The 25,640-nt window shown below is 70.6% G+C and carries 27 protein-coding genes and 1 pseudogene; 12 read left to right on the forward strand and 16 right to left on the reverse strand.

The features are described 5' to 3' along the window. The first annotated feature begins 37 nt into the window (after positions 1-37). From ACP7BI_RS08350 to ACP7BI_RS08360, 3 genes are all read left to right on the forward strand, one after another. On the forward strand, positions 38-1,258 hold the full coding sequence (locus ACP7BI_RS08350) for an amidohydrolase (RefSeq protein ID WP_425845050.1): 1,221 nt from the start codon (positions 38-40) through the stop codon (positions 1,256-1,258). A 125-nt stretch (positions 1,259-1,383) separates the two neighbouring features. After that, on the forward strand, positions 1,384-1,959 hold the full coding sequence (locus ACP7BI_RS08355; protein WP_425845052.1) for an NADPH-dependent FMN reductase: 576 nt from the start codon (positions 1,384-1,386) through the stop codon (positions 1,957-1,959). 92 nt (positions 1,960-2,051) lie between these two features. Further along, positions 2,052-2,321 carry a YciI family protein gene (locus ACP7BI_RS08360; protein ID WP_425845053.1) on the forward strand — a complete coding sequence of 90 codons (270 nt, stop codon included), beginning with the start codon at positions 2,052-2,054 and terminating at the stop codon, positions 2,319-2,321. Between the two features lie 19 nt (positions 2,322-2,340). Here ACP7BI_RS08360 and ACP7BI_RS08365 read toward each other — a convergent pair whose 3' ends face one another. After that, a complete protein-coding gene (locus tag ACP7BI_RS08365; protein WP_425845055.1) occupies positions 2,341-3,213 on the reverse strand; it encodes an Fpg/Nei family DNA glycosylase in 873 nt (290 codons plus the stop codon). Between the two features lie 154 nt (positions 3,214-3,367). Here ACP7BI_RS08365 and ACP7BI_RS08370 point away from each other — a divergent pair, with 154 nt between their 5' ends. Then, positions 3,368-3,820: a hypothetical protein gene (locus tag ACP7BI_RS08370; protein ID WP_425845058.1), complete on the forward strand. Its 453-nt coding sequence runs from the start codon at positions 3,368-3,370 to the stop codon at positions 3,818-3,820. 52 nt (positions 3,821-3,872) lie between these two features. On the opposite strand, the gene ACP7BI_RS08375 is transcribed toward ACP7BI_RS08370, so the two are convergent. Then, complete coding sequence (locus ACP7BI_RS08375) at positions 3,873-4,865, reverse strand: NYN domain-containing protein (protein ID WP_425845059.1); 993 nt, start codon at positions 4,863-4,865, stop codon at positions 3,873-3,875. 133 nt (positions 4,866-4,998) lie between these two features. Here ACP7BI_RS08375 and ACP7BI_RS08380 point away from each other — a divergent pair, with 133 nt between their 5' ends. After that, positions 4,999-5,280 carry a hypothetical protein gene (locus ACP7BI_RS08380; protein WP_425845061.1) on the forward strand — a complete coding sequence of 94 codons (282 nt, stop codon included), beginning with the start codon at positions 4,999-5,001 and terminating at the stop codon, positions 5,278-5,280. Positions 5,281-5,427: 147 nt separating this feature from the next. On the opposite strand, the pseudogene dnaB reads toward ACP7BI_RS08380, so the two are convergent. The 6 genes and pseudogenes from dnaB to ACP7BI_RS08410 form a co-directional block, all read right to left on the reverse strand. After that, positions 5,428-6,768 (reverse strand): annotated as a pseudogene (gene dnaB / locus ACP7BI_RS08385) (replicative DNA helicase); the annotation flags it as partial. Between the two features lie 402 nt (positions 6,769-7,170). Then, entirely contained in the window at positions 7,171-7,623 is a 453-nt protein-coding gene (rplI, locus tag ACP7BI_RS08390; protein ID WP_211447083.1) for a 50S ribosomal protein L9, read from the reverse strand. Positions 7,624-7,635: 12 nt separating this feature from the next. Then, entirely contained in the window at positions 7,636-7,893 is a 258-nt protein-coding gene (rpsR, locus tag ACP7BI_RS08395; protein WP_021010585.1) for a 30S ribosomal protein S18, read from the reverse strand. A 54-nt stretch (positions 7,894-7,947) separates the two neighbouring features. Continuing rightward, complete coding sequence (locus tag ACP7BI_RS08400) at positions 7,948-8,487, reverse strand: single-stranded DNA-binding protein (protein ID WP_211447084.1); 540 nt, start codon at positions 8,485-8,487, stop codon at positions 7,948-7,950. A gap of 2 nt (positions 8,488-8,489) precedes the next feature. After that, positions 8,490-8,852: a 30S ribosomal protein S6 gene (rpsF, locus tag ACP7BI_RS08405; RefSeq protein WP_211447085.1), complete on the reverse strand. Its 363-nt coding sequence runs from the start codon at positions 8,850-8,852 to the stop codon at positions 8,490-8,492. Positions 8,853-9,023: 171 nt separating this feature from the next. Continuing rightward, positions 9,024-10,484: a CCA tRNA nucleotidyltransferase gene (locus tag ACP7BI_RS08410; protein WP_425845065.1), complete on the reverse strand. Its 1,461-nt coding sequence runs from the start codon at positions 10,482-10,484 to the stop codon at positions 9,024-9,026. A gap of 56 nt (positions 10,485-10,540) precedes the next feature. Between ACP7BI_RS08410 and ACP7BI_RS08415 the strand changes: the two genes are divergently transcribed. The 5 genes from ACP7BI_RS08415 to trxA all read left to right on the forward strand — a co-directional run bounded on the left by ACP7BI_RS08415 (position 10,541) and on the right by trxA (position 16,047). Continuing rightward, on the forward strand, positions 10,541-12,559 hold the full coding sequence (locus tag ACP7BI_RS08415; RefSeq protein ID WP_425845066.1) for a DUF6049 family protein: 2,019 nt from the start codon (positions 10,541-10,543) through the stop codon (positions 12,557-12,559). Continuing rightward, positions 12,556-14,205 (forward strand): murein biosynthesis integral membrane protein MurJ, encoded by a 1,650-nt coding sequence (gene murJ, locus ACP7BI_RS08420; protein WP_425845068.1) that lies wholly within the window; start codon positions 12,556-12,558, stop codon positions 14,203-14,205. Before ACP7BI_RS08415 ends, murJ begins: the two co-directional genes overlap by 4 nt. Before the next feature lie 124 nt (positions 14,206-14,329). Continuing rightward, entirely contained in the window at positions 14,330-14,719 is a 390-nt protein-coding gene (locus tag ACP7BI_RS08425; protein ID WP_425845070.1) for a hypothetical protein, read from the forward strand. Positions 14,720-14,764: 45 nt separating this feature from the next. After that, positions 14,765-15,739 carry a thioredoxin-disulfide reductase gene (trxB, locus tag ACP7BI_RS08430; RefSeq protein ID WP_425845073.1) on the forward strand — a complete coding sequence of 325 codons (975 nt, stop codon included), beginning with the start codon at positions 14,765-14,767 and terminating at the stop codon, positions 15,737-15,739. Continuing rightward, positions 15,736-16,047, forward strand: coding sequence for a thioredoxin (gene trxA, locus ACP7BI_RS08435; protein WP_021010593.1), 312 nt, complete (start codon positions 15,736-15,738; stop codon positions 16,045-16,047). The genes trxB and trxA overlap by 4 nt, the downstream gene beginning before the upstream one ends. A gap of 57 nt (positions 16,048-16,104) precedes the next feature. Here the strand turns inward: trxA and ACP7BI_RS08440 are convergent, their stop codons facing one another. The 8 genes from ACP7BI_RS08440 to rpmH form a co-directional block, all read right to left on the reverse strand. Beyond that, complete coding sequence (locus ACP7BI_RS08440; protein WP_425845076.1) at positions 16,105-17,148, reverse strand: ParB/RepB/Spo0J family partition protein; 1,044 nt, start codon at positions 17,146-17,148, stop codon at positions 16,105-16,107. After that, on the reverse strand, positions 17,145-17,978 hold the full coding sequence (locus tag ACP7BI_RS08445; RefSeq protein WP_425845557.1) for a ParA family protein: 834 nt from the start codon (positions 17,976-17,978) through the stop codon (positions 17,145-17,147). The genes ACP7BI_RS08440 and ACP7BI_RS08445 overlap by 4 nt, the downstream gene beginning before the upstream one ends. 1,320 nt (positions 17,979-19,298) lie before the next feature. Beyond that, entirely contained in the window at positions 19,299-19,928 is a 630-nt protein-coding gene (gene rsmG, locus ACP7BI_RS08450) for a 16S rRNA (guanine(527)-N(7))-methyltransferase RsmG (protein ID WP_425845079.1), read from the reverse strand. Between the two features lie 25 nt (positions 19,929-19,953). After that, positions 19,954-20,436 (reverse strand): protein jag, encoded by a 483-nt coding sequence (locus tag ACP7BI_RS08455; RefSeq protein ID WP_425845082.1) that lies wholly within the window; start codon positions 20,434-20,436, stop codon positions 19,954-19,956. After that, positions 20,436-21,398 carry a membrane protein insertase YidC gene (gene yidC / locus ACP7BI_RS08460; RefSeq protein ID WP_425845084.1) on the reverse strand — a complete coding sequence of 321 codons (963 nt, stop codon included), beginning with the start codon at positions 21,396-21,398 and terminating at the stop codon, positions 20,436-20,438. The genes ACP7BI_RS08455 and yidC overlap by 1 nt, the downstream gene beginning before the upstream one ends. Positions 21,399-21,402: 4 nt before the next feature. Continuing rightward, a complete protein-coding gene (gene yidD, locus ACP7BI_RS08465; protein WP_211447097.1) occupies positions 21,403-21,705 on the reverse strand; it encodes a membrane protein insertion efficiency factor YidD in 303 nt (100 codons plus the stop codon). After that, entirely contained in the window at positions 21,702-22,004 is a 303-nt protein-coding gene (rnpA, locus tag ACP7BI_RS08470) for a ribonuclease P protein component (protein WP_425845086.1), read from the reverse strand. The genes yidD and rnpA overlap by 4 nt, the downstream gene beginning before the upstream one ends. A gap of 34 nt (positions 22,005-22,038) precedes the next feature. Further along, positions 22,039-22,176, reverse strand: coding sequence for a 50S ribosomal protein L34 (gene rpmH, locus ACP7BI_RS08475; protein ID WP_021010601.1), 138 nt, complete (start codon positions 22,174-22,176; stop codon positions 22,039-22,041). A gap of 336 nt (positions 22,177-22,512) precedes the next feature. On the opposite strand from rpmH, the gene dnaA reads away from it, so the two are divergent. Next, positions 22,513-23,922 (forward strand): chromosomal replication initiator protein DnaA, encoded by a 1,410-nt coding sequence (gene dnaA / locus ACP7BI_RS08480; RefSeq protein ID WP_211447100.1) that lies wholly within the window; start codon positions 22,513-22,515, stop codon positions 23,920-23,922. Positions 23,923-24,493: 571 nt separating this feature from the next. Further along, positions 24,494-25,636, forward strand: a complete 1,143-nt coding sequence (gene dnaN, locus ACP7BI_RS08485) for a DNA polymerase III subunit beta (RefSeq protein WP_425845091.1) — start codon at positions 24,494-24,496, stop codon at positions 25,634-25,636. Positions 25,637-25,640: the final 4 nt, after the last annotated feature.

The following is a 25,640-nucleotide window of genomic DNA, read 5'->3' on the forward strand; positions in this document are numbered from 1 at the left end:
CCGCCTCGGCGGCACCCGGCGCGACTACGCTGACGCCATGACCCTCGAGCGCCACCGCCCGTTCATCGAAGACCTCTACCGCGAGCTGCACGCGCACCCCGAGCTCTCGAACCGCGAGCACCGCACGGCGGCTCGCATGGCCGAGCTGCTGCGCGAGCTCGGCCTCGAGGTGCACGAGGGCGTCGGCGAGTCGACCGGCGTGGTCGGGATCCTCCGCCGCGGCGAGGGGCCCACGGTGCTGCTGCGCGCCGACATGGACGGCCTGCCGGTCACCGAGGTCGAGCAGGTGCCCTACCGCTCCACCGCGACCGACGAGTGGGAGGGGCAGGTCACGGGCGTCATGCACGCGTGCGGCCACGACACCCACATGGCCTCGCTGCAGGGCGCGCTGCGCGTGCTCGCCGACCAGGACGACTGGTCGGGCACGATCGTCGCCGTCTTCCAGCCCGCCGAGGAGCTCATCAACGGCGCCCGCGGCATGCAGGAGGGCCTCCGGGCGCTGCTGCCCGGCGGCATCGACATCGCGCTCGGCCAGCACGTCATGCCCGGCGCGGCCGGCGAGGTGCGCTTGAGCGGCGGCCCGGTGATGGCCGCGAGCGACCACCTCATCGTCACGGTGCACGGTCGCGGCGGCCACGGCTCGCAGCCCGAGAAGACGATCGACCCGATCGTGCTCGCGGCCTCCATGGTCGTGCGGCTGCAGACGATCGTCGCGCGCGAGGTCGCGCCCTCCGACCGCGCGGTCGTCACGGTCGGCACGTTCCACGCCGGCACGAAGCAGAACATCATCCCCGACTCCGCGCGCTTCGAGATCAACGTGCGCACCTTCGAGGCGCCCGTGCGGCGCCGCGTGCTCGCCGCGATCGAGCGCATCGTGCAGGGCGAGTGCCAGGTCGCGGGCGCCCCGGCCGCGACGATCGAGCACGGCGACGCCGCGCCGCTGACGATCAACGACGAGGATGCGTCGGCCCGGCTCGCCGAGGCGTTCGACGCCGCGTTCGGCGAGGCCCACGCACCCGCCGAGCCGCTGCTCGGCTCCGAGGACTTCAGCGACCTGCCCGCGACGTGGGGCGCGCCGTACGTCTACTGGTTCTACGGCGGCTTCGACCCCGCCCTCGTCGCGCAGGCGCGAGAGCGCGGCACGTTCGACATCGACGTGCCCTCGAACCACTCGCCGAACTTCATCCCGGTGCTGCAGCCGACGCTCGACACGGCCACGACCGCGATGGTCGCCGCCGCGCGCGCGTTCCTCGCCTGACGCCTCGCGGTCGCTCGCCGCGCCCGCCCCGCGAGGGCCGGGAATGCGCATCCGTTCGACCGAGCTGTCTGGACCTGGTGCCCGACGCCGTGCGCCGTGACCATGCCCCGACAGCAAGGAGAGTCATGTCCGCACGCCCCCAGATCGGCATCATCGTCGGCAGCACGCGCCCGGTGCGCGTCGGCCGACCCGTCGCCGACGAGATCGCCGCGCTCATCGAGGGCGCCGGCGCCGACGCCGTCATGCTCGACCTCGCGGAGCTGCGCCTGCCGCTGCTCGACGAGGCCATGCCGCCGGCCTCCGGCGTGCGCTCGAACCCGCACACGATCGCGTGGGCGGAGCGGATCGAGGCGCTCGACGGCGTCGTGTTCGTCACTCCCGACTACAACTCCGGCTACCCCGCCGCGCTGAAGAACGCCATCGACTACCTCAAGCACGAGTGGGCCGGCAAGCCGGCCGGCATCGTCTCGTACGGCTGGGCCGGCGGAGCGGCCGCCGCGGCGCAGCTCTCGGCGGTGCTCACGTACATCGGGCTCGCGCTCGACGAGCAGGGCGTGCAGCTGGCGTTCGAGCAGGGCGACTTCGACGAGTCGATGCGGCTCGCCGACCCGACGGCCTTCGTCGCCCGCTCGATCGAGCCCCTCCGCGCGCTCGTCGAGCGCGTCGTCGCCGCCTCGAGCGCTGCGCTCGTCGACGCCTGAGCCCCAGCGCTCCACGGAGGGCGGATGCTCACCGGTGACGGTCGCGCATCCGCCCTGCTCGATCCGTGCCGGCTCATGCCTAGGCTTGGAGCATGATCGCCGTCATCGCCTCCTTCACCGACGACCCCGCCCGCCTCGAGCTGCGGCCGCGCCACCGCGAGCGGCTCGTCGAGCTGCACGAGCAGGGGCTCGTCATCGCCGCGGGGCCGTTCGGCGACCAGTCGGGCTCGCTCGTGCTGTTCGCGACCGACGACGTCGACGAGGTGCGGGCGGCGATCGACGCCGACCCCTACTACTCGGCGCCGGGCGTGACGGTCGAGACGATCCAGCCGTGGAGCATCATCGCGGGGGCGCTGGGCTGAGCCCGATCGCGGCGGGCGCTCAGCGGCGCACGCCGAGGCGCGAGAGCACGCGGTCGGCGAGCGGCTTGCCGCCCGTCTGGCATGTCGCGCAGTACTCGAAGGTGCTGTCGGCGTAGATGACCTGCCGCACGGTGTCGCCGCAGATCGGGCACGCCTCGCCCTTCCGGCCGTGCACGCGCATCCCCTGCTTCTTCTCCGCCTTGAGCGATGACGCCTCGACGCCTCGCGCGCGCTCGACGGCGTCGCCGAGCACCTGGCGGAGCGCCTCGAAGAGGCGGTGCACGTCCTCCGGCGGCATCGAGGCGGGGTGGAACGGCGACATGCGCGCCGCGTGCAGGATCTCGTCGGAGTAGGCGTTGCCGATGCCCGCGATGCGCTGCTGATCGCGCAGCACGCCCTTGATCGGCGCGCGGCCGGCCTTCGCGAGAATGCCGGCGAAGCGCTCCTCCGTGAAGGAAGGATCGAGCGGCTCGGGGCCGAGCGTCGCGATCGACAGCACTTGCTCGGGGTGCTGGACGACGTGGAGCGCGAGCCGCTTCTGCGTCGCCTGCTCGGTGATGTCGATGCCGTCGCCGTCGGGCTCGAGCTGCACGCGAGCGGCGAGCGGCCCGCGGCCGCGGCCGGCGGTCGGGCGGGGCGCGGTGTCGCGCCAGCGGATCCAGCCGGACCGCGCGAGGTGCAGCACGAGGTGCAGGTCGCGATCGACCGAGATCACGAGGTGCTTGCCGCGCCGGTGCACGTCGGTGACGGTCGCGCCGCGGAGGGCGTCGACGGATGGGTCGTAGGTCTTGAGCGCGGCGATCTCGGTCACGTCGACGCGGCGGATGACGCGCCCGACGAGGCGCTCGGCGAGGTCGGTCGCGAGCGCCTCCACCTCGGGCAGCTCCGGCATGCGACCCAGTCTGCACCCGCGCCGCGGCGTCGTGAGAGGGCTCTCATCCAGCCTTCCCCTCCCCCTCACCGGCGCTCGAGACAGTGGAGGCACAGCGACGGAGACGGGCACACCGCCTCCGCACCCACAGCACGAAGACCAGCAGGAGGACACCATGAACACCAAGTGGATCGCGATCGGCACGCTCAGCACGCTCGGCATCGGGGCCATCGCCGCGAGCGCCGCGGGCGTCGCGAACGCCGTCGAGCTGCGCAGCGCCGACGGTCAGGTCGTCGAGCAGGCAGCGGTCAAGGGCGACCTGCTCGAGCGCGGTCCCGTCGGCATCACGACGAGCGGCGACCACGCCTCGGTCATCTCCGCGCCGACCGCGCCCTCGGCGACCGACGCCCCGTCGGCCGCGTCGGCGACCCAGGCGCCCGCGCCGCAGCCTGCCGCACCGGCAGCCGTGGACTCGGCGCCGTCGCCGGCCTCGGCGCAGAGCCCCGCCTCGGCGCAGTCCCCCGCCTCCGCGCAGAGCCCCGCCTCGGCGCCGTCGCCGGCCTCCGCGCAGTCGCCGGCCTCGCCGATCTCGGTTCCCTCGGCTCCGTCGGCCGCCTCGAACGGCTGACCGGGGCCCGGAACCGCGAAGCGCCCCGCCGATCGGCGGGGCGCTTCGGCGCTCAGCTGCGGCGCAGCCGGAGGAGTCGCGCCTGCCCGTCCTCGCGCACCTCGACGAGCTCGTCGCGCGCGCCGAGGAAGTCGGAGAAGGAGCGGTGGCCGAGCGACTTCTCGTTGAACACCGGATCCATCCGCTTCATCTGCTCCTTGACCACGTTGGCGTGCAGCCACTCCTCGTCGCCCTTCTGCAGCAGGATGCGCAGGGCGCGCTCGAGCAGGCCAGTCGCGGCGTCGCCGCGCTGCTCGGCGGTCGGCTCGACGTCGTCGCGCTCCTGCGCGACCGACTCGCTCGTCGCCCGGCGGCGACGGCGAGCGGGCTTCGACTCGGCGACCTCGACGGCCTCGGCCTCGATCTGCTTCGCCTCCTCGGGCGTGGGCTCCGGCGCGTCGGGCTCGGCCTGCTCCTCGCGGCGCGAGCGCTCGACCGGCACGACGCCGGGCAGCGCGTCGTAGTCGGCGAACTCGTCGCACGCCGCGGCGAGCGACTTCGAGGTCGACCCGGCCACGCCGATCCCGACCATGAAGCGGCCGAGCCGCTTCACGCGCTGCGCGAGCGCGATGTAGTCGCTGTCGCCGGCGACGACCACGACGTGGGTGATGTCGTCGAGCCGGAAGAGGTCCTCGACGACGTCGATCGAGAGTCGGATGTCGGCGCCGTTCTTGAGCGCCCGGGTGGTGGGGAACATCTGCACGAGGTCGACGGCGCGCGCGAGCAGCTGGTCGCGGTAGGCGGCGTGCGCCGGCACCGACCAGTCGGCGTAGGCGCGGCTCAGCACGATCGAGCCGTAGCTCGACGCGTAGTCGATGATCGCGCCGAGGTCGACGGTCGCCTCGGCGAAGCGCGTGCGCGCCTTCGACTCGCGGCCGTCGATCGGCAGCGTGCGGACCTTGTCGCTGTGGAAGGCGCCGCGACCGTGCATCTGGTCGTAGCGGGAGATGAGGATGTTGTCGAAGTCGATGTAGACGGCGACACGCGCCTCGGAGTCGGTGGGCATGCCTCCAGTGTGGCAGGGCCCGTCGCGGACGACCCCCGGATGCTCGCGCGATGACACGCCCGAACCGTTCGCTGGCTTGCGAGCCGGTCGGATCCTCGGCATCGTGGCCCGCTCGCCAACGGAAGGAGCAGCCATGCTCACCTTGACCGAGAACGCCCAGACCGTCATCGGCGGCATCGTCCAGCACGCGGACGCCGCTGCGACCGGTGGCTTGCGCATCGCCCAGGAGCAGGACGGCGCCGGGCTCGGCGTCACCGTCGCGACCGCGCCAGAGGCCGACGACCAGGTGGTCGAGGCCGCCGGCGTGCGCGTCTTCCTCGACCCCTCGGCCGCGACCGCGCTCGACGACAAGGTGCTCGACGCATCCGCCTCGGCCGACGGCCGCGTCGACTTCGCGGTCGGCCAGCAGGACTGAGACCGACCTCGAGGGGCCGACCGCGCGGTCGGGCCCCTCGCCGGCTCAGCCTTCGTAGGGCGGGGGCGGTGCCCCGTAGGGCGCGCCGCCGAAGGGCGTGCCGGCCGGCGGGATCGCCGGGGCTCCCCCGTCGCCCGGACCCATGCCCGGCGCGATGTCGGCGAAGCGCGCGAGGTGTCCGTGGAAGGCGACCGGGATCGTCTTGGTCGGGCCGCCGCGGTGCTTCGCGACGATGATGTCGGCCTCGCCCGGCCGGATGTCGCGGTCGTACGCGTCCTCGCGGTGGAGCAGCATGACGATGTCGGCGTCCTGCTCGATCGAGCCCGACTCTCGCAGGTCGCTGATCGCCGGCTTCTTGTCGCCGCGCTGCTCGGGACCGCGGTTGAGCTGCGAGAGCGCGATGACCGGCACCTGCAGCTCCTTCGCGAGCAGCTTGAGCGAGCGCGAGAACTCGGAGACCTCCTGCTGGCGCGACTCGACCTTCTTGCCGCTCGTCATGAGCTGCAGGTAGTCGATGACGACCATGCGCAAGCCGGCCTGCTGCTTGAGGCGGCGGCACTTCGCGCGGATCTCGACGAGCGTGAGGTTGGGGCTGTCGTCGATGTAGAGGGGTGCGTCGTTGATGCGGCCCCGCACTTGCGCGAGCGTCGTCCAGTCGCGGCCCTCGATCGCGCCCTTGCGCAGCTTCTGAAGCAGGATGCTCGACTCGGCGGAGAGCAGCTTCATCGCGATCTCGGTGCGGCCCATCTCGAGCGAGAAGAAGACCGACGGCAGGTCGCTCTTGATCGAGCACGCGCGCACGAGGTCCATCGCGAGCGTCGACTTGCCGATGCCGGGTCGCGCCGCGATGACGATCATCTGACCCGGGTGCAGGCCGTTCGTGAGCTCGTCGAGCTCGCGGAAGCCGGTCGGCACGCCCGTCATGACGCCGTCGAGGCCCTTCGCGGCCTCGATCTCCTCGATGGCGGCCTCCACGGCCATGCTGAGCGGCACGTAGTCCTCGGCCTGCTCGTCGCCCATGACGGAGTAGATCTCGGCCTGCGCGTGGTTGACGAGGTCGGTGACCTCGCCCTCGGAGGCGTAGCCCATCTGCACGATGCGCGTGCCGGCCTCGACGAGGCGGCGCAGCACGGCCTTCTCCGCGACGATCTCGGCGTAGAAGCCGGCGTTCGCGGCGGTCGGCACCATCGAGGTGAGCGAGTGCAAGTACTGCACCCCGCCGGCGCGCGAGAGCATGCCGGTCTTCGTGAGCTCGTCGCTCACGGTGATGACGTCGGTCGGCTCGCCGCGCGAGTAGAGCGAGAGGATCGCCTCGTAGACGATCTCGTGCTTCGGCTGGTAGAAGTCGCCGCCCCGCACGGTCTCGAGGCAATCGGCGACCGCGTCCTTCGAGAGCAGCATGCCGCCGATGGCGGACTGCTCGGCGAGCAGGTCGTGCGGCGGGGTGCGCTCGCTGTACCGGCTCTCGTCGAGCCCGATCTCTGCCAGGTCGGTCACGCTGCTCCTTCCGGCTCGATCGTCTCGTGGGCTGCCCACACGGACCAGCCAGCGGGAGCCTGCATCAGGCTAGGAGGCCCTCGTCGCCTCAGCGAATCGTGTTGTGGACAACTCTGTGGACGACTGGGGACAACGCCGGGGTTTGACTAGCGCGACACACCGCTTGCCTGTGCACAGTCCTGTGGGATTCCGCGCCGGAAAGCACGCAAACACGACGCTGACCGGGCATTTCTCTTTGCACAGGACGTGGGGAGAAGTGGGGTTGAAGTACACGTTGAGACTTCCAGCGCTTCTTCAGGTTCGCTTGAGAGCCACGTCCCGCATCCGCCCCGTCCGCAGACGACGAGGGCCCGCATCCATGACGGATGCGGGCCCTCGAGCGAAGTGGCGGCCCTACTTGGCTGCGACCACCTTGAGCGAGATCGTCGCGACGATCTCGTCGCGCAGGCGCGCGGTCGCCTGGTGGTCGCCCACCGAGCGGATCGGCGTCGGGATCTCGATGACGCGCTTGTCGATCGAGCCGTGACCGGCTGCCTCGACCGCCTCGGCGATGTCCTTCGTCTGGATGGAGCCGAAGAGGCGGCCCTCGGAGCCGGCCTTCGCCTTCAGCGTGACGACGTTCGCCTCGAGGCGGGCGCGCAGGTCCTGCGCCTCCTCGATCGTGGCGTGCTCGCGAGCGACGCGGGCGGCCTTGATCTGCTCGACCTGCTTCTCGCCGCCGCGCGACCACGCGACAGCCAGGCCCTGGGGCACGAGGTAGTTGCGGGCGAACCCGTTCTTGACCTCGACGACGTCACCAGCGGAGCCGAGGCCGGAGACCTCGTTGGTGAGAATGAGCTTTGCCATGTGTCAGTCCCCTCAGCGTCCGGCGCCCGAGTAGGGCAGGAGCGCCATCTCGCGAGCGTTCTTGATCGCCTTGGCGATCAGGCGCTGCTCCTGCACCGACACGCCGGTGATGCGACGGGCGCGGATCTTGCCGCGCTCCGAGATGAACTTCTTGAGCGTCGCGACGTCCTTCCAGTCGATGACGCCGACCTTGATCGCCTTGGCGGGAGCGAGCGGCTTCCCGCCCTTGCCGCCGCGCGGCTTCCTGTTGTTCTGCGGCTTGCCAGCCATGTGTCCTTCTTTCGTGCTCGGGACTGCCGTCCCGGTGATGCTTGGAGAGAGCCCTTAGAAGGGGGTCTCGTCGTTGTAGGAGGTGCCGGGGGCTCCCCAGACGTCGCCGGTCGACTGCGGCTGCGCGGCCGGCTGGCCCCACGGCTCGTCGGCGACCTGCTGGGGCTGGCCGAAGCCGCCGCCCTGGCCGAACTGCTGCTGCCCGCCGGAGCTGCGGCCAGCGCCGCCGCCCGTCGTGCGCGTCACCTGCGCGGTCGCGTAGCGGAGCGAGGGGCCGATCTCGTCGACCTCGAGCTCGATGACCGTGCGCTTCTCGCCCTGCTGCGTCTCGAACGAGCGCTGCTTCAGCCGGCCCTGCGCGATGACGCGCGAGCCCTTCTGCAGGCTCTGCGAGACGTGCTCGGCGAACTCGCGCCACACCGAGGCGCGGAGGAACAGCGCCTCGCCGTCCTTCCACTCGTTCGCCTGGCGGTCGAACGTGCGGGGGGTCGACGCGATCGTGAAGTTCGCGACCGCGAGGCCGTTCTGCGTGTAGCGCAGCTCCGGGTCGGCAGTCAGGTTGCCGACGACCGTGATGATCGTCTCGCCGGCCATGGCTACTCGGCCTCGACCTCTGCGGGCGCCTCGGCCTTGGCCTCGCGCTTCACGGGCTCCTTGCCGGCGCGGGCCACGGCGACGTCGGCGCGGAGCACCTTCGTGCGCATGACGGCCTCCGACAGCTTCAGCTGGCGGTCGAGCTCGTCGCTCGTCGCCGGCTCGGCCGTGAAGTTCACGACGGCGTAGATGCCCTCGGTGCGCTTGTCGATCTCGTATGCGAGGCGACGACGGCCCCAGATGTCGACGTTGTCGATCGTGCCGCCGTCGTTGCGGACGACACCGAGGAACTTCTCCAGGGACGGGGCGACAGTGCGCTCGTCCACCTCCGGGTCGAGAATCACCATCAGCTCGTACTGCTGCATGCTTCACCCACCTCCTTCGGACTAGAACGGCTGCAGGCGGTCTGCAGCAGGAGGGTATGCATGGTGCGCGGGGCCTCGTGCTCCAGGAAGAGCAGCGCCCGCACAACCTGTCAACTGTACCGCAGGGCTCGCGCCCGCATCAATGGCGGATCGGCAAGACCTGGACGTCGATCAGGCGCCGCGCGCCGCCCACCAGTCGCGGAGCACCTGCTCGGCGCGCTCCTCGCCGAGCGGGCCGTGCTCGAGGCGCTGCTCGAGCAGCATCCGGTACGCCTCGCCCACCTCACGGCCGGGCGGGATGCCGAGCACCTCCTGGATGCGGTTGCCGTCGAGATCCGGGCGGACGGCCTCGAGCTCCTCCTGCTCGGCGAGCTCGGCGATGCGCCGCTCGAGGTCGTCGTAGGCGAAGTCGAGCCGCTCGGCCTTCCGCCGGTTGCGGGTCGTGACGTCGGAGCGGGTGAGGATGTGGAGCCGCTCGAGCAGCGGGCCCGCATCGCGCACGTAGCGACGCACCGCCGAGTCGCTCCACGCCTGGTCGCCGTAGCCGTAGAAGCGCAAGTGCAGCTCGACGAGCCGCGCGACCGCCTTCACCGTGTCGTTGTCGAACCGCAGCGCCTTGAGCCGCTGCTTCGCCAGCCGCGCGCCGACGAGGTCGTGCTGGTGGAACGTCACGGTGCGGCCCTCGATGCGCCGGGTCGCGGGCTTGCCGATGTCGTGGAGCAGGCCCGCGAGACGCGAGACGAGGTCGGGCGCGGCATCCGGGTTCCGCGTCGCCTCGAGGTCGATGCCCTGCTGCAGCACCGTGAGCGAGTGCTCGTACACGTCCTTGTGGTGCGCGTGCTCGTCGGCCTCGAGCCGCAGCGCGGGCACCTCGGGCAGCACGCGGTCGAGGATGCCCGTGTCGGTGAGCAGGCGGATGCCCGGCACCGGCCGGCTCGTCAAGAGCAGCTTCGAGAGCTCGTCGCGCACGCGCTCGGCGGAGATGCCCTGGATGCGGTCGGCGAGCTCCGCCATCGCGGCCCGCACGCGCGGCGCGACCTCGAAGCCGAGCTGGGCCGAGAACCGCGCCGCCCGCATCATGCGCAGCGGGTCGTCGTCGAAGGAGCGCTCCGGCGCTTGCGGGGTGTCGATGACGCGCGCGAGCAGGTGCTCGAGCCCGCCGCCGACGTCGACGAGCTGGGGCACCGCATCCGCCCCACCCGTCTCGCCCCGCGCGGGCGTGACGCGCAGCGCCATCGCGTTGACGGTGAAGTCGCGCCGCACGAGGTCGTCCTCGAGCGACTCGCCGAAGCGCACCGCCGGCTTCCGCGAGACGCCGTCGTACTGGTCGGCGCGGTACGTCGTGATCTCGACATCGGCGCCGCGGATGCGCGCGGCGATCGTGCCGAACTCGCGGCCGACGTCCCACGTCGCGTCGGCGAGCGGCGCGACGAGCCGCAGGATCTCATCGGGGCCCGCGCTCGTCGTGTAGTCGAGGTCGGTGACCGGGCGGTCGAGGAAGGCGTCGCGCACCGGTCCGCCGACGAGGGCGAGCTCGTGGCCGGCGGCGGCGAAGGCCGTCGCGAGGTCGCTCGTCGGCGTCGATCCCACGAGCGCGTGCAGTCGCGCGGTCGCCTCCCCCATGTCGGTCACGAGCGCCCATTCTGCCGCAGTCGGGGTCCATGAGTGCGTTGCCTACACTTGGGCGCATGCTGTCGGCAGGTCGCCTGACGCGGCGGAGCGCGTCAGCGTGCGCCGTCGCGGCTGTCGCGACGGCGCTCCTCGCGGCTCCCCTCGCCGGGGCGCCGGAGGCCGTCGCCGCACTGCCCGCCACGACGCCGGCCGCGGAGGCGCCGACGCTCGAGCTCGCGCCCGTCGACCCGCTGCTGAGCGCCGGCGAGGGGCTCGAGCTCGAGGTCGCGCTCGACAACCGCTCGAGCGCGATCGCGCCGGCGACGAGCGTCGACGTGCTGCTCACCGCCTCGCCGATCGCGACGCGCTACTCCCTCTCGCGGTGGTTCGCGGGCGAGGCGATCGCGGCGAACCGCGTCGTCGCGACGGTCGAGCTGCCCGCCGTCGCCGCGCTCGACGAGCACTCCGTCACCGTCTCGATCGACGCGGATGCGCTGGGTCTCGAGGGCGCGCCGTGGGGCGCGTACGGGCTCGCCGCGACCGCGCCGAGCGTCACGGGCGCGACGAGCGTCGTCGTGCTCGACGAGCCGGGCGAGGCGAGCCCGACGCGGCTCGCGCTCGCCGCGCCGATCGACGCGCCGACGGGTGCGGAGGGGCTGCTCGACGCCGAGCAGCTCGAGGCGGCGACGGGCGTGGACGGCGACGCCCGCGCGGCGCTCGACACGGCGCTCGACGCCGGCGCGACGATCGGCGTCGACCCGGCGATCGGCGCCTCCGCCGCCGCGCTCGGCGACGAGGCACCCGAGGCCGCGATCGACTGGCTCGACCGTGCCGGCGCGCCGGGTGCCTATCCCCTCCTCTACTCGAACGCCGATCCGATCGCGCTCGTGCGGGCCGGCCACTACCCCATCGAGCCGCTCGGCATCCCGCGCGAGGACGGTCCCCCGCTGCCCGCCTCCGCCGGCGAGGTCGGCGCGCGCGAGCCCGTGATCGACGCGACGGCGGTCGTGATCGACGAAGAGGAGCTCGCGGCCCTCGCCGCGATCGGCACGGTCGTCGTGACGACCTCGAGCCTCGACGAGGAGATCGGCGGCCGCACGCCCTCCGCCCACGCCACGGTCGACGAGGTCGACGTGCTCGCCGCCGACGGCGAGCTGCAGCGGCTCGTCACCACGGCGGCCTCGGTCGACCCGCTCGAGGCCGCGCACGCTCGCGCCGAGGTGATGGCGCTGCTCGCGACGATCACGCGCGAACGGCCGAGCGACCCGCGCACGCTCGCGGCGGCCCTGCCGGCGACGACGCAGGGATCGACCGTCGAGCTGCTCGGCGACCTCGCCGAGGCGGGGTTCGTCGAGACGGTCGGCGTCGACGCGGCGCTCGCGCTCGAGCCGAGGGACGCGCGGCTCGCCGAACCGGAGGCCCCGGCCAGCACGGAGGGCGCCGAGCTCGTGCAGGCGGCGCTCGCGCAGGAGGCGGACGCCGCGCGCATCGCCGGCATCGTCAGCGACCCCTCGACCCTGCTCGCATCGCTGCGGCTGTCGCTCCTCACCGCTCTGCCCGACGCAGGCCTGCCCATCACCGACGAGGACCGCGAGGCGATCGAGGGGCTGGGGGGCGAGCTCGCCGACCTGCGCACCGCGGTCGAGATCGTCGGCGGGAGCGAGATCCACGCGGTCGGCGAGAGCGTGCCGATGCCGGTCACGATCGTCAACCGGCTCGAGGTGCCGGCCGAGGTCGTGCTCTCGCTCCGCGCCTCGAACGCGCTCGTGAACGTCTCGCAGCCGTCGACGACGGTCACGCTCGCGCCGGGCAGCCAGCAGCGCGTGCAGGTGCCCGTCGAGATCGTCGGCACCGGCACCGTGCTCGTCATCGCCCAGCTCCACACGCCCGACGGCGTCGCGCTCGGGCAGGTGCAGACGCTGCGTGTCACCGCGCAGCCCACGATCGAGACCGCCGTAGCCTGGGTGCTCGGCAGCGCCATCGCGCTGCTGCTGGTGTTCGGCATCTGGCGGTCGGTGCGCAAGCGGCGCAGGGGCCAGGCGCGCGGCGACCTCGACGCCCCAGGATCCAGCGTCGCGGCGGAGGAGACCGGGTGAGCACAGGCAAGGCCAGCGCGATCATCGCAGCGGGCACGATGGTCTCCCGGGTGCTGGGCTTCGTGAAGATGGTGCTCCTCGCCGTCGCGATCGGGCAGTCGACCTCGAAGGCCGCCGAGGCGTTCGGCATGGCCAACCAGCTGCCGAACAACGTCTACGCGCTCGTCGCGGGCGGCGTCATGAGCGCCGTGCTCGTGCCGCAGATCGTCAAGGCGTCGAAGGGCGCCGACAACGGCGAGTCCTACGTCTCGAAGATCCTCACGCTCGGCGGCACCGTCTTCCTCGTGCTCACGATCGTCGCGACGATCGCCGCTCCCCTGCTCGTCGACATCTACGCCATCTCGGCCGGCGACGACGGTCGCGGCTTCTCCGAGGAGCAGATGGCGCTCGCGGTCGCGCTCGCCTACTGGTGCATGCCGCAGATCCTCTTCTACGCGATCTACACGCTGCTCGGCGAGATCTACAACGCGCGCAGCCAGTTCGGCCCCTACACGTGGGCGCCGGTCGTCAACAACATCGTGTCGATCGCGGGCCTCGGCGCGTTCATCCTGCTGTTCGGCACCGACCGGGTGAACAAGTTCGTCGACGTGTGGGACGCCGACCGCATCACGATGCTCGGGCTCGTGACGACCGGCGGCGTCGCGGTGCAGGCGCTCGTGCTCGTGCTCTTCTTCCGCAAGACAGGGCTCAGGTTCCGGCTCGACTTCGGCTGGCGCGGCGTCGGCCTCGGCGCGACGGGCAAGGCCGCGCTGTGGCTGTTCGGCATCGTCATCATCGGCCAGGTCAAGGGCATCGTGCAGTCGCGCGTCGCCTCGCTCGGCGAGGGCGCGAACATCGCGACGATGCAGAACTCCTGGTACGTCTTCTCACTCCCGCACTCGATCATCGCGGTCTCGATCGCGATCGCCTTCTTCACCCGCATGTCGCACCACGCCGCGCGCGACGATCTCTCCGGCATCCGCCTCGACGTCTCGAGCGCGCTCCGCTCGGTCGGCATGCTCACCACCATCTCGGCGTTCGTGCTCGCCGTCATCGCCGTGCCGTTCTCGCGGATGCTCGAGGGCGGGTTCGATCCGACCCTCGCGATGGCGTTCACCATCTGGGCGTTCCTCGTCTGCCTCGTCGCGTTCAGCGCGGAGTTCGTGCTGCAGCGCGTGTTCTTCGCGCTCGGCGACACCCGGACCGCCTTCCTCTACTCGTGCGTCGGCATGTTCATCACCTTCGCGCTGCTGTGGTGGGCATCGACGCTGCCTGCGGAGTGGGTCATCGCCGGCACCGCCCTGTCCGTCTCGATCGCGAACCTCATCTCGTGCGCCGTCTGGCTCGTGCTCGTGCGGCGCCGCATCGGCCAGTTCGGCTTCAAGCTCATCGGCCTGCGCCACGTGCAGTACCTCGCGTACTCGCTCGTCGCCGCGGCGGCGGGCGTCGCCGTCACGTTCGCGCTCGGCGGCTACCGCGCCGACGGCTTCGGCACCGCGACGGTCGCGAGCGCGGCGATCACGTGCGTCATCGCCGGCGCGGTGATGGGCGCCGTCTACTTCGCCCTGCTGTACCTCACGCGCAACCCCGACTTCCGCATGACCGTCGACCTCGTGCTCGCGCGGTTCCGCCGCGGCCGCGGCCAGTCCGACACCGCCGAGGCCTGATCCGCGGCTCGGGCCGCCCGGCCCCGGGCAAGACGGTGTCGGCCAACCCAGTGCCCGCGCAGATGCGCGCCCTCTAGCATCGGCTCGAACGGCGGTGCGCGCGCACCGCGCGGAAGGGGACGCCATGGCTCGATCGCTCATCCGCCTGGCCGCGCCCATCGTCGCGGGCGCGCTCGCGGCCGCTGGCGCGATCGTCGGGGCATCGCTCACCCGCGAGCGCAAGCAGCAGCGCGAGCTCGAGCCGCCGTCGATGCCGCTCGCGGTCGAGGGATGGTGGTCGTCGGATGCCTCCTCGTCGCTCGCGCACGCGCATCCGGCCGTGCTCATCATCGACGCCGACTCCGGTCGGCTCGTCGACTCGTGGGACCGCCGCTCTCGCTCTCGCGTCGCGAGCCCCGTCGTGCGTCGCACGCCCGAGTGGCCGACCGCGGGCCTCATCGTCGTCGATGCCGCGACCGGCGACCTGCTGACGGTCGTGGGCGAGCCCGATCGCCCGGGAATGCCCGCCACCTAGAATCGGTTGTTCCCCACGCATCCCCCATCGACCTCAGGAGACGCAGTGCACGACGTCATCATCATCGGCTCCGGCCCGGCAGGGTTCACCGCCGCGATCTACGCGGCGCGGGCCAACCTGCGGCCGATCGTGCTCGCGTCGAGCGTCGAGCTGGGCGGCGACCTCATGACGACGACCGAGGTCGAGAACTTCCCCGGTTTCCCGAACGGCGTGCAGGGCCCCGAGCTCATGTTCGCGATGCAGCAGCAGGCCGAGCGCTTCGGCGCCGACGTGCGCATGCAGGACGCGACGGAGCTCGAGCTCGACGGCGAGGTGAAGCGCGTGCACGTGGGCGATGAGGTGCTCGAGGCGCGCACGGTCATCTACGCGACGGGCTCCGCCTACCGCAAGCTCGGCATCGCCGGCGAGGAGCGCCTCTCGGGCCACGGCGTCTCGTGGTGCGCGACGTGCGACGGCTTCTTCTTCAAGCAGAAGCAGCTCATCGTCGTCGGCGGCGGCGACTCGGCGATGGAGGAGGCGACCTTCCTGACGAAGTTCGCCGACAAGGTCACGATCGTGCACCGCTCCGAGAGCTTCCGCGCGAGCCAGGTCATGCTCGACCGCGCCCGCGCCGACGAGAAGATCGAGTTCCTCACGAACGCCACGATCGACGAGATCACCGGCACCGAGTCGAACGGCACCGAGCAGGTCAGCGGCGTGACCCTCCGCGACACGGTCTCTGGCCGCACGTGGAGCATGCCCATCGACGGCGTCTTCGTCGCGATCGGCTCCGACCCCCGCACGCACCTCGTGCACGGCAAGCTCGACCTCACCGATGAGGGCACGATCGCCGTCGAGGGCCGCTCGTCGCGCACGTCGGTGCCGGGCGTCTTCGCCGCGGGCGATGTCACCGACCCGACCTACCGACAGGCGGTCACGGCCGCCGCGTCGGGCACCGTCGCCGCGCTCGACGCGCAGCACTACCTGGCCGCGCACGCCGTGCCGGCATTCGCCACGAGCCCTGAGGAGGCCGCACTGTGAAGGAAGTCACCACCGCATCGTTCGAGCAGGACGTGCTCAACGCCGACAAGCCCGTGCTCGTCGACTTCTGGGCCGCCTGGTGCGGTCCGTGCCGCGCGGTCAGCCCCATCCTGGAGCAGATCGACGGCGAGACCGACAAGCTCGACGTCGTGAAGGTGAACGTCGACCAGGAGCCCGACCTGGCCATGCGCTACAACATCACGTCGATCCCCGCGATGAAGCTCTTCCAGGGCGGCGAGGTCGTCAAGGAGCTCATCGGCGCCCGGCCGAAGCCGGCGATCGAGCAGGAGCTCGCAGCGTTCCTCTGATCGATGCGATGACGAAGCCCCGTGGATGCGTTCCACGGGGCTTCGTCGTCCGTCGCGTCACGCGGTCGGCGCGGCTCCGTCGAAGCCCTGCTCCCCCAGCTCCGCGAGGATGCGGCCCAGGTCGGCGACCGTCGCGAAGTCGATCGTCAGCTGCCCCTTCGAGCGCCCCAGCGCGATCCGAACGCGGGTGTCGAGGCGATCCTCGAGGCGACGGGCGATCTCGTCGAGGCCGTGCTGCACGGCGCCCTTCGTCGGGGTGCGACGCGGGCTGCGGGTCTGCACGAGGCCGGCGGCGGCTTCCGCGGCACGAACTGAGAGATCCTCATTGATTATCTTGGCCGCGAGCTGATCCATCGCCTCCGGCGTCGGGAGCGACAGGATCGCGCGGGCGTGCCCGGCGGAGAGCACCCCGCTCGCGACCCGGCTCTGGATCGACTGCGGCAGCTTCAGCAGGCGGATGGTGTTCGAGATCTGCGGCCGGCTGCGGCCGATGCGCTTCGAGAGCTCCTCCTGCGTGATGGCGAAGTCCTCCATCAGCTGCTGGTAGGCAGAGGCCTCCTCGAGCGGGTTGAGCTGCGCGCGGTGCAGGTTCTCGAGCAGCGCGTCGCGCAGCATCGCGTCGTCCGGCGTCTCCTTGACGACCGCCGGGATCACCTCGAGCCCCGCTCGCTGGCTCGCGCGCCAGCGGCGCTCGCCCATGATGAGCTCGTAGTGGGTGCCGTCCTCCCCCGGCGTGACGGGACGCACGACGATCGGCTGGAGCACGCCGAACTCGCGGATGGAGTGCTCGAGCTCGGCGAGGTCGTCCTCGTCGAAGACGGTCCGCGGCTGGTTCGCGTTAGGCCGGATGTCGGTCGGCGCGATGGCGGCGAGGCTCGCGCCCGGGATCTGCCGCAGCTCGACGTCGTCGTCCTCCTCACCCGAGAAGAACACGTCGACCGGCCGGCTGCCCGGCTTCGCGGGGCGGCGGGTGCGACGCTGCGCGGGCGCGGTGCGGATCGGTGACGCCTCGGCCTCCTCCGCTGTCGCCCGCTCCGCGGGTGCGGGGCCCGTGGGGATGAGCGCGCCGATGCCTCGCCCGAGTCCTGCCTTCTTGCTCATGCGGCTCCTCTGCGTGCGATCTCGGTCGCGGCCTCGCGATACGAGAGCGCGCCCGGAGAGTTGGGGTCGTAGGCGATGACGGTCTGACCGTAGCCCGGTGCCTCCGAGACGCGCACCGAGCGCGGGATGACGGCCTCGAGCGTCTGCTCCGCGAAGTGCGCGCGCACCTCGTCGACGACCTGGCGCGACAGCAGCGTGCGGCCGTCGAACATCGTGAGGAGCACGGTCGAGAGCTCGAGCTTCGGGTTGAGGTGCGCCTGGATGCGGCCGATCGTGTCGAGCAGCTGCGAGACGCCCTCGAGTGCGTAGTACTCGCACTGGATGGGCAGCAGCACCTCGGTCGCGGCGGTGAAGGCATTGATCGTCAGCAGCCCGAGCGATGGCGGGCAGTCGATGAACACGTAGTGCGGCGGCTGCCCGGCGTCGGTCAGGTAGGCGTCGAGCGCCTCGCGCAGACGGTGCTCACGTCGCTCCATGCCGGCGAGCTCCAGATCGGCTCCGGCGAGGTGGATCGTCGACGGCACGACGAGCAGCCGCTCGCTCTGCGGGCTCGTCGCGACGGCGGTCTCGAGCGGCTCGCCGTCGATGAGCACGTCGTACGTGCTCGTGACATCGGCGTGGTGGTCGATGCCGAGCGCTGTGGATGCGTTGCCCTGGGGATCGAGGTCGATCACGAGCACACGAGCCCCGGCGATCGCGAGTGCGGCAGCGAGGTTGACAGCCGTCGTGGTCTTGCCGACGCCGCCCTTCTGGTTGACCACGGTGAAGATGCGCGTGCGAGCCGGCAGCGGCAGTTCGACCGAGGAGAGTGCCTGACGCCTGCGGGCCATCGCCGCCAGCTCGCGTGCGATCGGCGTCGTGTCGAACTTTCCCGTGGTCACGCGTGCCTCTCCTGTCGATGTTTCACGTGGAACATCACCGCTTGCGGGATCCGCGCGCTGTGGTGCAAGCCTCCAGTCTGGCCCGGATGGCACCGGATCGCAAAGTCAGGACCCATTCGGCTCGTGCAAGGTTGCATGGCCCGTTATCCACAGTAATCCACAGTGTGCGTCCGCAACCGGGTCTGTGGCCGCGTCGACGCTGACCGCGGAATCCGTGCGGAGGAGTCGCTGACTTCCCAGTCATAGCGCGGAATGCTGGCCGTCAAGCAGGTTCGCTGCACAGAAACCGAACGGGGTTCATCTCTCATTGTCCACAGTTCTCCACAACCACCACTGTAAGACGCGGGAGTGGTTCCTGGTCGACGCGCCGGCACCAGTCGGCTCGGAGTTTGGCGAATGTTGCACGTGAAACATTCGACGCGCTGTAGGGGCACGCTGCGAGCGGCCTTCAGTCGCCGCAGCGCGTTTCACGTGAAACAGGTCGGTTCGATGATGCTCAGCACGTCCACTCGACCATGCTTCATCGTCGCGTTCCTACCTTCGGGCACAGTGCCGGCCGTACGACTCGGTCGGGAGAGCTTCGTGGCATGAGCGCAGAGCAGGCGCCAGGCGAGGTGGCACTTGCCTAGCGTCATGCATGACCGAGACACGGTCACTTGTGACGCGTTACTGGGCAGCCAGCCCGTGATCCGCCGACTGGAGAGTGTCGGACGAGCGTTGCGTTTCACGTGAAACGCAGCACATAACCGGGGTGCCCGGGACCGGCATGCGAGTGGAGCGTCAATGACCCGCACCTGCGCGCCGCAGGAGGGCAAGCCGTCGCTCCAACTCGCTGCTCGTCGCTGCAGCGCAGAGGCATCGGCGGTGGGCAGCGTCGCGACGTTGCGCGCAGGGGCGAACGGCTGCCGTCTCTTGGCCGCAACCTCCCTCGGCCTGCCGCGTTGCGCTCATCGCGGGTGCCAGCGGCGGATGGATGCACTCATCCCGAGCGAGCGGCTACGAGCTGGCGGTGCGCCAGACCGCCTTGCACGCCATCCGGCACGTGCGACGTCGCGTTTCACGTGAAGCATGGCTCGCAGCGACGCGGGAGCGGGTTCCGGCGGCCCTCAATCCCATGCAATGGAACCCGTTCGGTGCGACGGGTTCGACCCCCGTCGAACCGCACTCGCCAGCGCGCTCAGGCAGCTGCGCAGGGGAGGACGCCCTCACGCCTGCGCTAGGGCGTGCCACGTCGCACGCTCCACAGCGCAGCCGATCGGCCGCCGCGCGTCAGGGGTCGACGACCGCCCGCAGCACGCGGGTCGTCTCGAGTCCGTGATCAGCACCGAGCTCGAGCACAGCGATGTCCTGCAGGAGATGCTTGCGGACCACCTTCTGCGCAGCGGCGAGCTCGTCCGTCACTCGAGCCCCCTTCAGCAGCAGCAGCTCGCCGCCGCTGCGGACGAGCGGTGCGGTGAGGGGGATCAGCGTGCGCAATGCGGACACGGCGCGAGCGGTCACTTGGTCGAGCGGCTTCAGCTCGCCGCTGCCCGGGACGTCTTCAGCGCGCGCACGGAGCACGCGCACGTTCTCTAGGCCCATCCGCTCGACCTCGGAGCGCAGCCAATCGGTCCGTCGCTCCATCGGCTCGATGAGCGTCATCTCCACGTCGGGGCGAGCGATCGCCAGCACGAGCCCGGGCAGTCCGGCTCCCGATCCGACATCACCGACGCGACCGCGGAGCAGGGGAGCGACAAGCGCAGAGTTGAGGATGTGTCGACTCCATAGCTGCGGCAGCTCCCGGGGTCCGATGAGACCCAGCTCTTCGCCCCGTGCTGCGAGCGATGCGACATAGGAGCGCGCCAGCTCGAGCCGGTCGCCGAACAGCGCGGCGGCGGCCGCCGGCTCGGCCTCGAGCACCGGGGGAGGGGAGTCGGTCACGGCGTCAAGCGGGGACGATGACGATGTGCCGCTCGGCGCCCTCGCCCTCTGACTCGCTCTCGAGCCCGTGCTCGCGCACGAGGTCGTGCACGAGCTTGCGCTCGTACGACGACATGGGCTCCAGCGCGACGCGAGGCGCGCCACCCACGATGGCGGCGGCGGCCTCGTCGACGACCGCCTGCAAGGCCTGGGCCCGAGCGTCGCGCGAGCCCGCGACGTCGAGCACGAGCCGCGAGAACCCGCCCGACTGCTGCTGCACCGCGAGGCGCGTGAGGTCCTGGAGCGCCGCCACGACGGTGGGCTCCGCGAGGCCGCCGAGGTCGTCGCCCGCCTCACCCACCTTGATCGTGGTGCGCGCATCTGTCTGCTCGATCTCGATGTCGCCGTCGAAATCGGCGATGTCGAGCAGACCCTCGATGTAGTCGGCGGCGATCTCGCCCTCGTCGATGGTGTCGTCGGCGCCGGTGGTCGGCTGCTCCTCGGTCATCAGCTGCCCTCTCGCTTGGACTTCGGCTTCTTGCCGCGCGGCTGCTGCCGCTGCGTGCGGAGGTCGATCTCGGCGGCCGTCTCGGCCTCCTCCTGGTCGACGGGAGGCAGCCCCATGCGCTGGCGCTTCCGCGCCATGCGCGCCTCGCGGGCGAGCGCGGCCTCGGAGCCCGGCGTCGGCAGCTTGCTGATGATGATGAGCTGCTGCACGAGCGTGTAGATGTTGGAGACGAGCCAGTAGAACATCGTGCCGAGCGGGAACAGCCAGGCCGAGATCAGCAGGAACACCGGGATGATGTAGAGCAGGATGCGCTGCTGCTTGTACATCGGCGACTCCTTCATCGCCGGTGTCTGGTTCTTCGTCATGATCTGCAGCTGCGTGTAGAACTGCGTCGCGCACATGATGAGCGTGAGCAGGATCGCGGTGACGATCACGGGCACGCTGCCGGTCTCGAAGCCGGCCGCCATCGTCATGTGCAGCGGCACGACGCCGAACAGCGTCGACTCGCTGAAGAGGATCGCGAGGTCCTGCGTGAGCAAGCCGACGCCGGGACGCTGGTTGTTCGCGTCGGTGAGCACCTGCACGAGGCCGAGGAAGATCGGCATCTGGATCAGCAGCGGGAGGCACGAGGCGAAGGGGTTCGTGCCGGCCTTGCGGTACGCCTCCATCGTCTCGCGCTGCATCGCCTCGCGCGAGAACTGATCCTTCTTGCCGCGGTACTTCTTCTGGATCCGCTGGATCTCTGGCTGGATCTCGAGCGACTTCCGAGAGGAGACGATCTGCCGCACCGTGAGCGGGATCATCGCGCTGCGGATGACGAGCACGAGGCCGACGATCGACAGCACCCAGGTGAGCCCGGAGCCCGGATCGCCGCCGAGCGCGGTGACGACGGTGTGGAATCCGACGAGGATCGCCTCGATGACCCACTTGATGGGCCACATCAGCAGGGCGAAGATGTCCAAGCTGTCACTGCTCCTTGTGAGCGAGGACGAACCCCGCTCTGTTCGTTGCGAGCCGCTCGCGCGGCTCTGGGATGTCGTCGACCCCACCAGCCGCCCACGGGTGGCAGCGGAGGATGCGCCTCGCGCCCAACCAGATGCCGCGCACGACCCCGTGCTGCTGGATGGCCTGCAGAGTGTAGGCCGAGCAGCTGGGGTAGTAGCGGCACACGTCGCCATAGAGCGGTGAGATCACCGCGCGGTAGGCGACGAGGATCGCGACGCAGATGTTGCGGGGGAGCAGTCCCAGCCTCTTGAGGCTCTGACTCATGACCGTCGCTCCAGCAGCGGCGCGATGCCGGCCCTCAGTGTAGCGAAGTCGACCCTGCCGGCCGCGGGCAGAGCGCGGATGACGATGTCGGCCGGCTCGATCGCGTCGAGCTCGGCACGCACGATCTCGCTCAGGCGCCGCTTCACCCGATTGCGCACTACCGCGTTGCCGACCTGCTTCGACACGATGAACCCGAAGCGGGCGACAGCCGCTTCGGGTCTCGCGCGGTGCACCACCGCGACAGGTCCGCCCGCACGGCGACCGGTGCGAACGATGCGACGGAAGTCGTCGCCGCGCACGATCCGGTTCGCCTTCGCGAGCACCTCGGGCGGTCTACGCCGAGAGCTCGGTGCGGCCCTTGCGACGACGCGCGGCCAGGATGGCGCGGCCCGCGCGAGTGCGCATGCGGAGGCGGAAGCCGTGCTTCTTGGCGCGGCGGCGGTTGTTCGGCTGGAACGTGCGCTTGCTCATGGTGAATCTCCCGTGGTCCGGCGCGATCGCGCCGCAAGTTCGAGGTGGCCGAGCTGCCAGGCTCGACGACGCGCCGCACGACGGATGCGGCAACCTGACAACCATACGCGAGAGACCGCCAGCGGTCAACGAGCACCGCTCCGCCTCGACGCCACGCCGCAGCCAAGACGGCGGGACTTGCACGAGGTGCGCTATGCGTGCAGACTCTTGGAATCCGCGCCGCGGCAGGTGCCCGGGGAGCACCGCAGCGAGCGGACCCTTCATGCACAGCACCTGTGGATAATGGTGTGGAGACGCATCCCCCACCACCCCGCACCGCAGAGGAACCGCATACCGATGGCCCCGGACGCTCGAACCGGACAGCTCTGGTCCGCGGTCCTGGCGACCCTCGCGGGCGACCCTCGGATTCCCCCGTCGTTGCGCGGATTCCTGGACCTCGTCGAGCCGCAGGGCGTGCTCGGGGGCGTGCTCTACCTCGAGGTGCCGAACGACCTCACGCGCGACATGCTCGAGCAGCGGCTGCGCGTGCCGATCGTCGAGGGCCTTGTGGACAACGCTGTGGACATCGCGTCGTTCAAGATCGTCGTGAACCCGCAGCTCGACGACGAGGAGCCGCTCCCGGACGTCGTCGACGACCCGGCCGCAGAGCCGGTCGTCACCCCCGTCCAGAGCTATGAGCGGGATCCCGCCGACGTCCCGTCGCGGCGAGTCGACTCGCGGCTCAACCCGAAGTACACCTTCGACAACTTCGTCATCGGCGGCTCGAACCGCTTCGCGCACGCGGCCGCCCTCGCGGTCGCCGAGACGCCGGCCAAGGCGTACAACCCGCTCTTCATCTACGGCGACTCGGGCCTCGGCAAGACGCACCTGCTGCATGCGATCGGCCACTACGCCGAGGGCATGTACCCGGGGATCCGGGTACGGTACGTCTCGAGCGAGGAGTTCACGAACGACTTCATCAACTCGATCGCGAACAACCTGAACCAGTCGTTCCAGCAGCGCTACCGCGATGTCGACGTGCTGCTCATCGATGACATCCAGTTCCTGAAGGGCAAGGAGTCGACGCAAGAGGCGTTCTTCCACACCTTCAACACGCTGCACGACCACAACAAGCAGGTCGTGATCACCTCCGACGTCGCCCCGAAGCACCTCCAGGGCTTCGAGGAGCGGATGGTGAGCCGCTTCGAGTGGGGCCTCATCACCGACGTGACCGTGCCCGACGTCGAGACGCGCATCGCGATCCTCCGCAAGAAGGCCGAGGCCGAGCGCATCCAGATCCCGCCAGAGGTGCTCTCGGTCATCGCCGACAAGGTGCAGTCGAACATCCGCGAGCTCGAGGGCACGCTCATCCGCGTCACCGCGTTCGCGAGCCTCAACCGGCTGCCGGTCACGATGGAGCTCGCGCAGACGGTGCTCAAGGACCTGTTCAGCTTCGACGAGGAGGCGGTGGTGTCGCCGAGCGACATCATCAGCCACACCGCCGCGTACTTCCGGCTCACGGTCGAGGACCTGCACGGCTCGTCGCGCTCGCAGACCATCGCGCTCGCGCGGCAGATCGCCATGTACCTGTGCCGGGAGATGACCAGCATGTCGCTGCCGAAGATCGGGCAGCTGTTCGGCAACCGCGATCACACCACCGTGATGTACGCGAACAAGAAGATCGAGAAGCTCATGCAGGAGCGCCGCTCGGTCTACACGCAGGTGACCGAGCTCACCTCGCGCATCAGACAGCGCGCGGGCGCGTAGAGCCGAGGCCATTACTGGCCTCGGCGCGCCTGCGCGCCGACGGCCGTCCCGGCCGTCGGTAGCGGCTGAGTCTCGAAGTACCGCCCTGCACGCAACCTCAGCCGCCCCGAGCATCCGCAGAGTGCCGGAACTCTGCCCTCCGGTCGCCGGTTGTGCGCACCCGTAGCACGAGCAAGTCTCAACGCGCACTTCATGTGACTCGGATGTGGACGGACCGGGCGTGCCTGTGGACAACGGCTCGGGGAGCTGTGGACGCGGCCCAGGGAGGCATCCGCCGCTCTCCACGACCGGTGGATGGACGTCAACAGCGGCTCAACATCTTGCACTGCTGTAGTTCCCATGCGGGGAGCGCGAACCACACGATCTGTCCCCAGCTTGCACAGCGGTTATGAATGACAGAGATTCCTGGAGAGAAGATGCAGCTCGTCGCCAACCATGACCGGTCGCCGGCCCAGGGACGCCACGGCTCGGTCGCGTCGCGGCTGTGCCAGAATCGACAGCGCTGTGCACCAGCACGGGCGGCTGACGCCGTGCCCCAGCGCCGCAGCTCGCCCAAGAAGGAGGACGCCCGGTGAAGTTCGTCATCAATCGCGATGTCTTCAGTGATGCCGTCTCGTTCGCCGTGAAGCTGCTGCCGCAGCGGCCGACGATGCCGATCCTGAGCGGCGTGCGCATCGAGTCGACCGCGGATGGCGTGATCTTCTCCTCATTCGACTTCGAGTCGTCGGCGCGCACCGCCGTCAAGGCCGACGTCGAGGGCGAGGGCGTCGTGCTCGTCTCGGGCCGGCTGCTGAGCGACATCGCGGCGAAGCTGCCGCAGCGCGAGGTGCGGGTCGAGGACGACGGCACGAAGGTGCTCGTGCGCTGCGGCAACGCGCAGTTCTCGCTCGCGAAGATGCCGCTCGAGGAGTACCCGACGGTGCCGACTGTGGAGGGACGCACCGGCGTCGTCGAGGGGAAGGCGTTCTCGGAGGCCATCGGCCAGGTCGCGATCTCCGCGTCGCGCGAGGACGTCACGCCCGTCATCACCGGCGTGCAGCTCGAGGCGAGCGACCACACCCTGACCCTCATCGCGACCGACCGCTACCGCGTCTCGGTGCGCAGCATCCCGTGGGACGCCGGCGACGTGACCGAGGCGCTCACCTCGCTCGTGCCTGCGCGCACGCTCGTGGAGGTGGGTCGCACGTTCGGCGGCGCCGATCGCATCGAGATCACCATGAGCGAGGCGGGGGAGCGGCAGCAGATCGCCTTCTCGACCGCCGACCGCACCGTCACGAGCCTGCTCATCAAGGGCAACTACCCGCCCGTGCGTCGGCTGTTCCCCGAGCAGGTCGACCACCACGCGGTCGTGAACACCGCGGAGCTCGTCGACGCGACGCGTCGGGTGCAGCTCGTGCTCGATGCCGAGGCGGCCATCCGCTACACCTTCAGCGAGGGCCAGGTGCAGCTCGAGGCGATCGGCTCCGAGCAGGCGCAGGCCTCCGAGACCATCGACGCCGTGCTCGAGGGCGACGACATCGTGCTGTCGATCAAGCCGCAGCTGCTGATCGACGGCATCCAGGCCACGCACTCGGAGTTCGTGCGCGTCTCGTTCACGCACTCGGAGAACACGAACAAGCCCGGCCCCATGCTCATCCGCGGCCAGACGTCGCGCGACGACACCGAGGCGAGCGACTTCAAGTACCTGCTGCAGCCCAACCTGCTGCTGCGTTGATCAG

Origin of the sequence: Agrococcus sp. TSP3-2-1 (assembly GCF_049897585.1) — a bacterium.
In the GTDB taxonomy this organism is placed as follows: domain Bacteria; phylum Actinomycetota; class Actinomycetes; order Actinomycetales; family Microbacteriaceae; genus Agrococcus.

Coding starts and splice junctions, on each gene's coding strand:
- ACP7BI_RS08370 (WP_425845058.1), top strand. CDS start 3,368: ATGAACACCAAGTGGATCGCGATCGGCACGCTCAGCACGCTCGGCATC.
- ACP7BI_RS08355 (WP_425845052.1), top strand. CDS start 1,384: ATGTCCGCACGCCCCCAGATCGGCATCATCGTCGGCAGCACGCGCCCG.
- ACP7BI_RS08445 (WP_425845557.1), bottom strand. CDS start 17,978: ATGGCCCGCAGGCGTCAGGCACTCTCCTCGGTCGAACTGCCGCTGCCG.
- ACP7BI_RS08360 (WP_425845053.1), top strand. CDS start 2,052: ATGATCGCCGTCATCGCCTCCTTCACCGACGACCCCGCCCGCCTCGAG.
- rpmH (WP_021010601.1), bottom strand. CDS start 22,176: ATGAGCAAGCGCACGTTCCAGCCGAACAACCGCCGCCGCGCCAAGAAG.
- ACP7BI_RS08440 (WP_425845076.1), bottom strand. CDS start 17,148: ATGAGCAAGAAGGCAGGACTCGGGCGAGGCATCGGCGCGCTCATCCCC.
- ACP7BI_RS08375 (WP_425845059.1), bottom strand. CDS start 4,865: ATGCCCACCGACTCCGAGGCGCGTGTCGCCGTCTACATCGACTTCGAC.
- rplI (WP_211447083.1), bottom strand. CDS start 7,623: ATGGCAAAGCTCATTCTCACCAACGAGGTCTCCGGCCTCGGCTCCGCT.
- ACP7BI_RS08365 (WP_425845055.1), bottom strand. CDS start 3,213: ATGCCGGAGCTGCCCGAGGTGGAGGCGCTCGCGACCGACCTCGCCGAG.
- ACP7BI_RS08380 (WP_425845061.1), top strand. CDS start 4,999: ATGCTCACCTTGACCGAGAACGCCCAGACCGTCATCGGCGGCATCGTC.
- yidD (WP_211447097.1), bottom strand. CDS start 21,705: ATGAGTCAGAGCCTCAAGAGGCTGGGACTGCTCCCCCGCAACATCTGC.
- rpsF (WP_211447085.1), bottom strand. CDS start 8,852: ATGCAGCAGTACGAGCTGATGGTGATTCTCGACCCGGAGGTGGACGAG.
- ACP7BI_RS08400 (WP_211447084.1), bottom strand. CDS start 8,487: ATGGCCGGCGAGACGATCATCACGGTCGTCGGCAACCTGACTGCCGAC.
- dnaA (WP_211447100.1), top strand. CDS start 22,513: ATGGCCCCGGACGCTCGAACCGGACAGCTCTGGTCCGCGGTCCTGGCG.
- ACP7BI_RS08415 (WP_425845066.1), top strand. CDS start 10,541: ATGCTGTCGGCAGGTCGCCTGACGCGGCGGAGCGCGTCAGCGTGCGCC.
- ACP7BI_RS08350 (WP_425845050.1), top strand. CDS start 38: ATGACCCTCGAGCGCCACCGCCCGTTCATCGAAGACCTCTACCGCGAG.
- rpsR (WP_021010585.1), bottom strand. CDS start 7,893: ATGGCTGGCAAGCCGCAGAACAACAGGAAGCCGCGCGGCGGCAAGGGC.
- ACP7BI_RS08425 (WP_425845070.1), top strand. CDS start 14,330: ATGGCTCGATCGCTCATCCGCCTGGCCGCGCCCATCGTCGCGGGCGCG.
- ACP7BI_RS08455 (WP_425845082.1), bottom strand. CDS start 20,436: ATGACCGAGGAGCAGCCGACCACCGGCGCCGACGACACCATCGACGAG.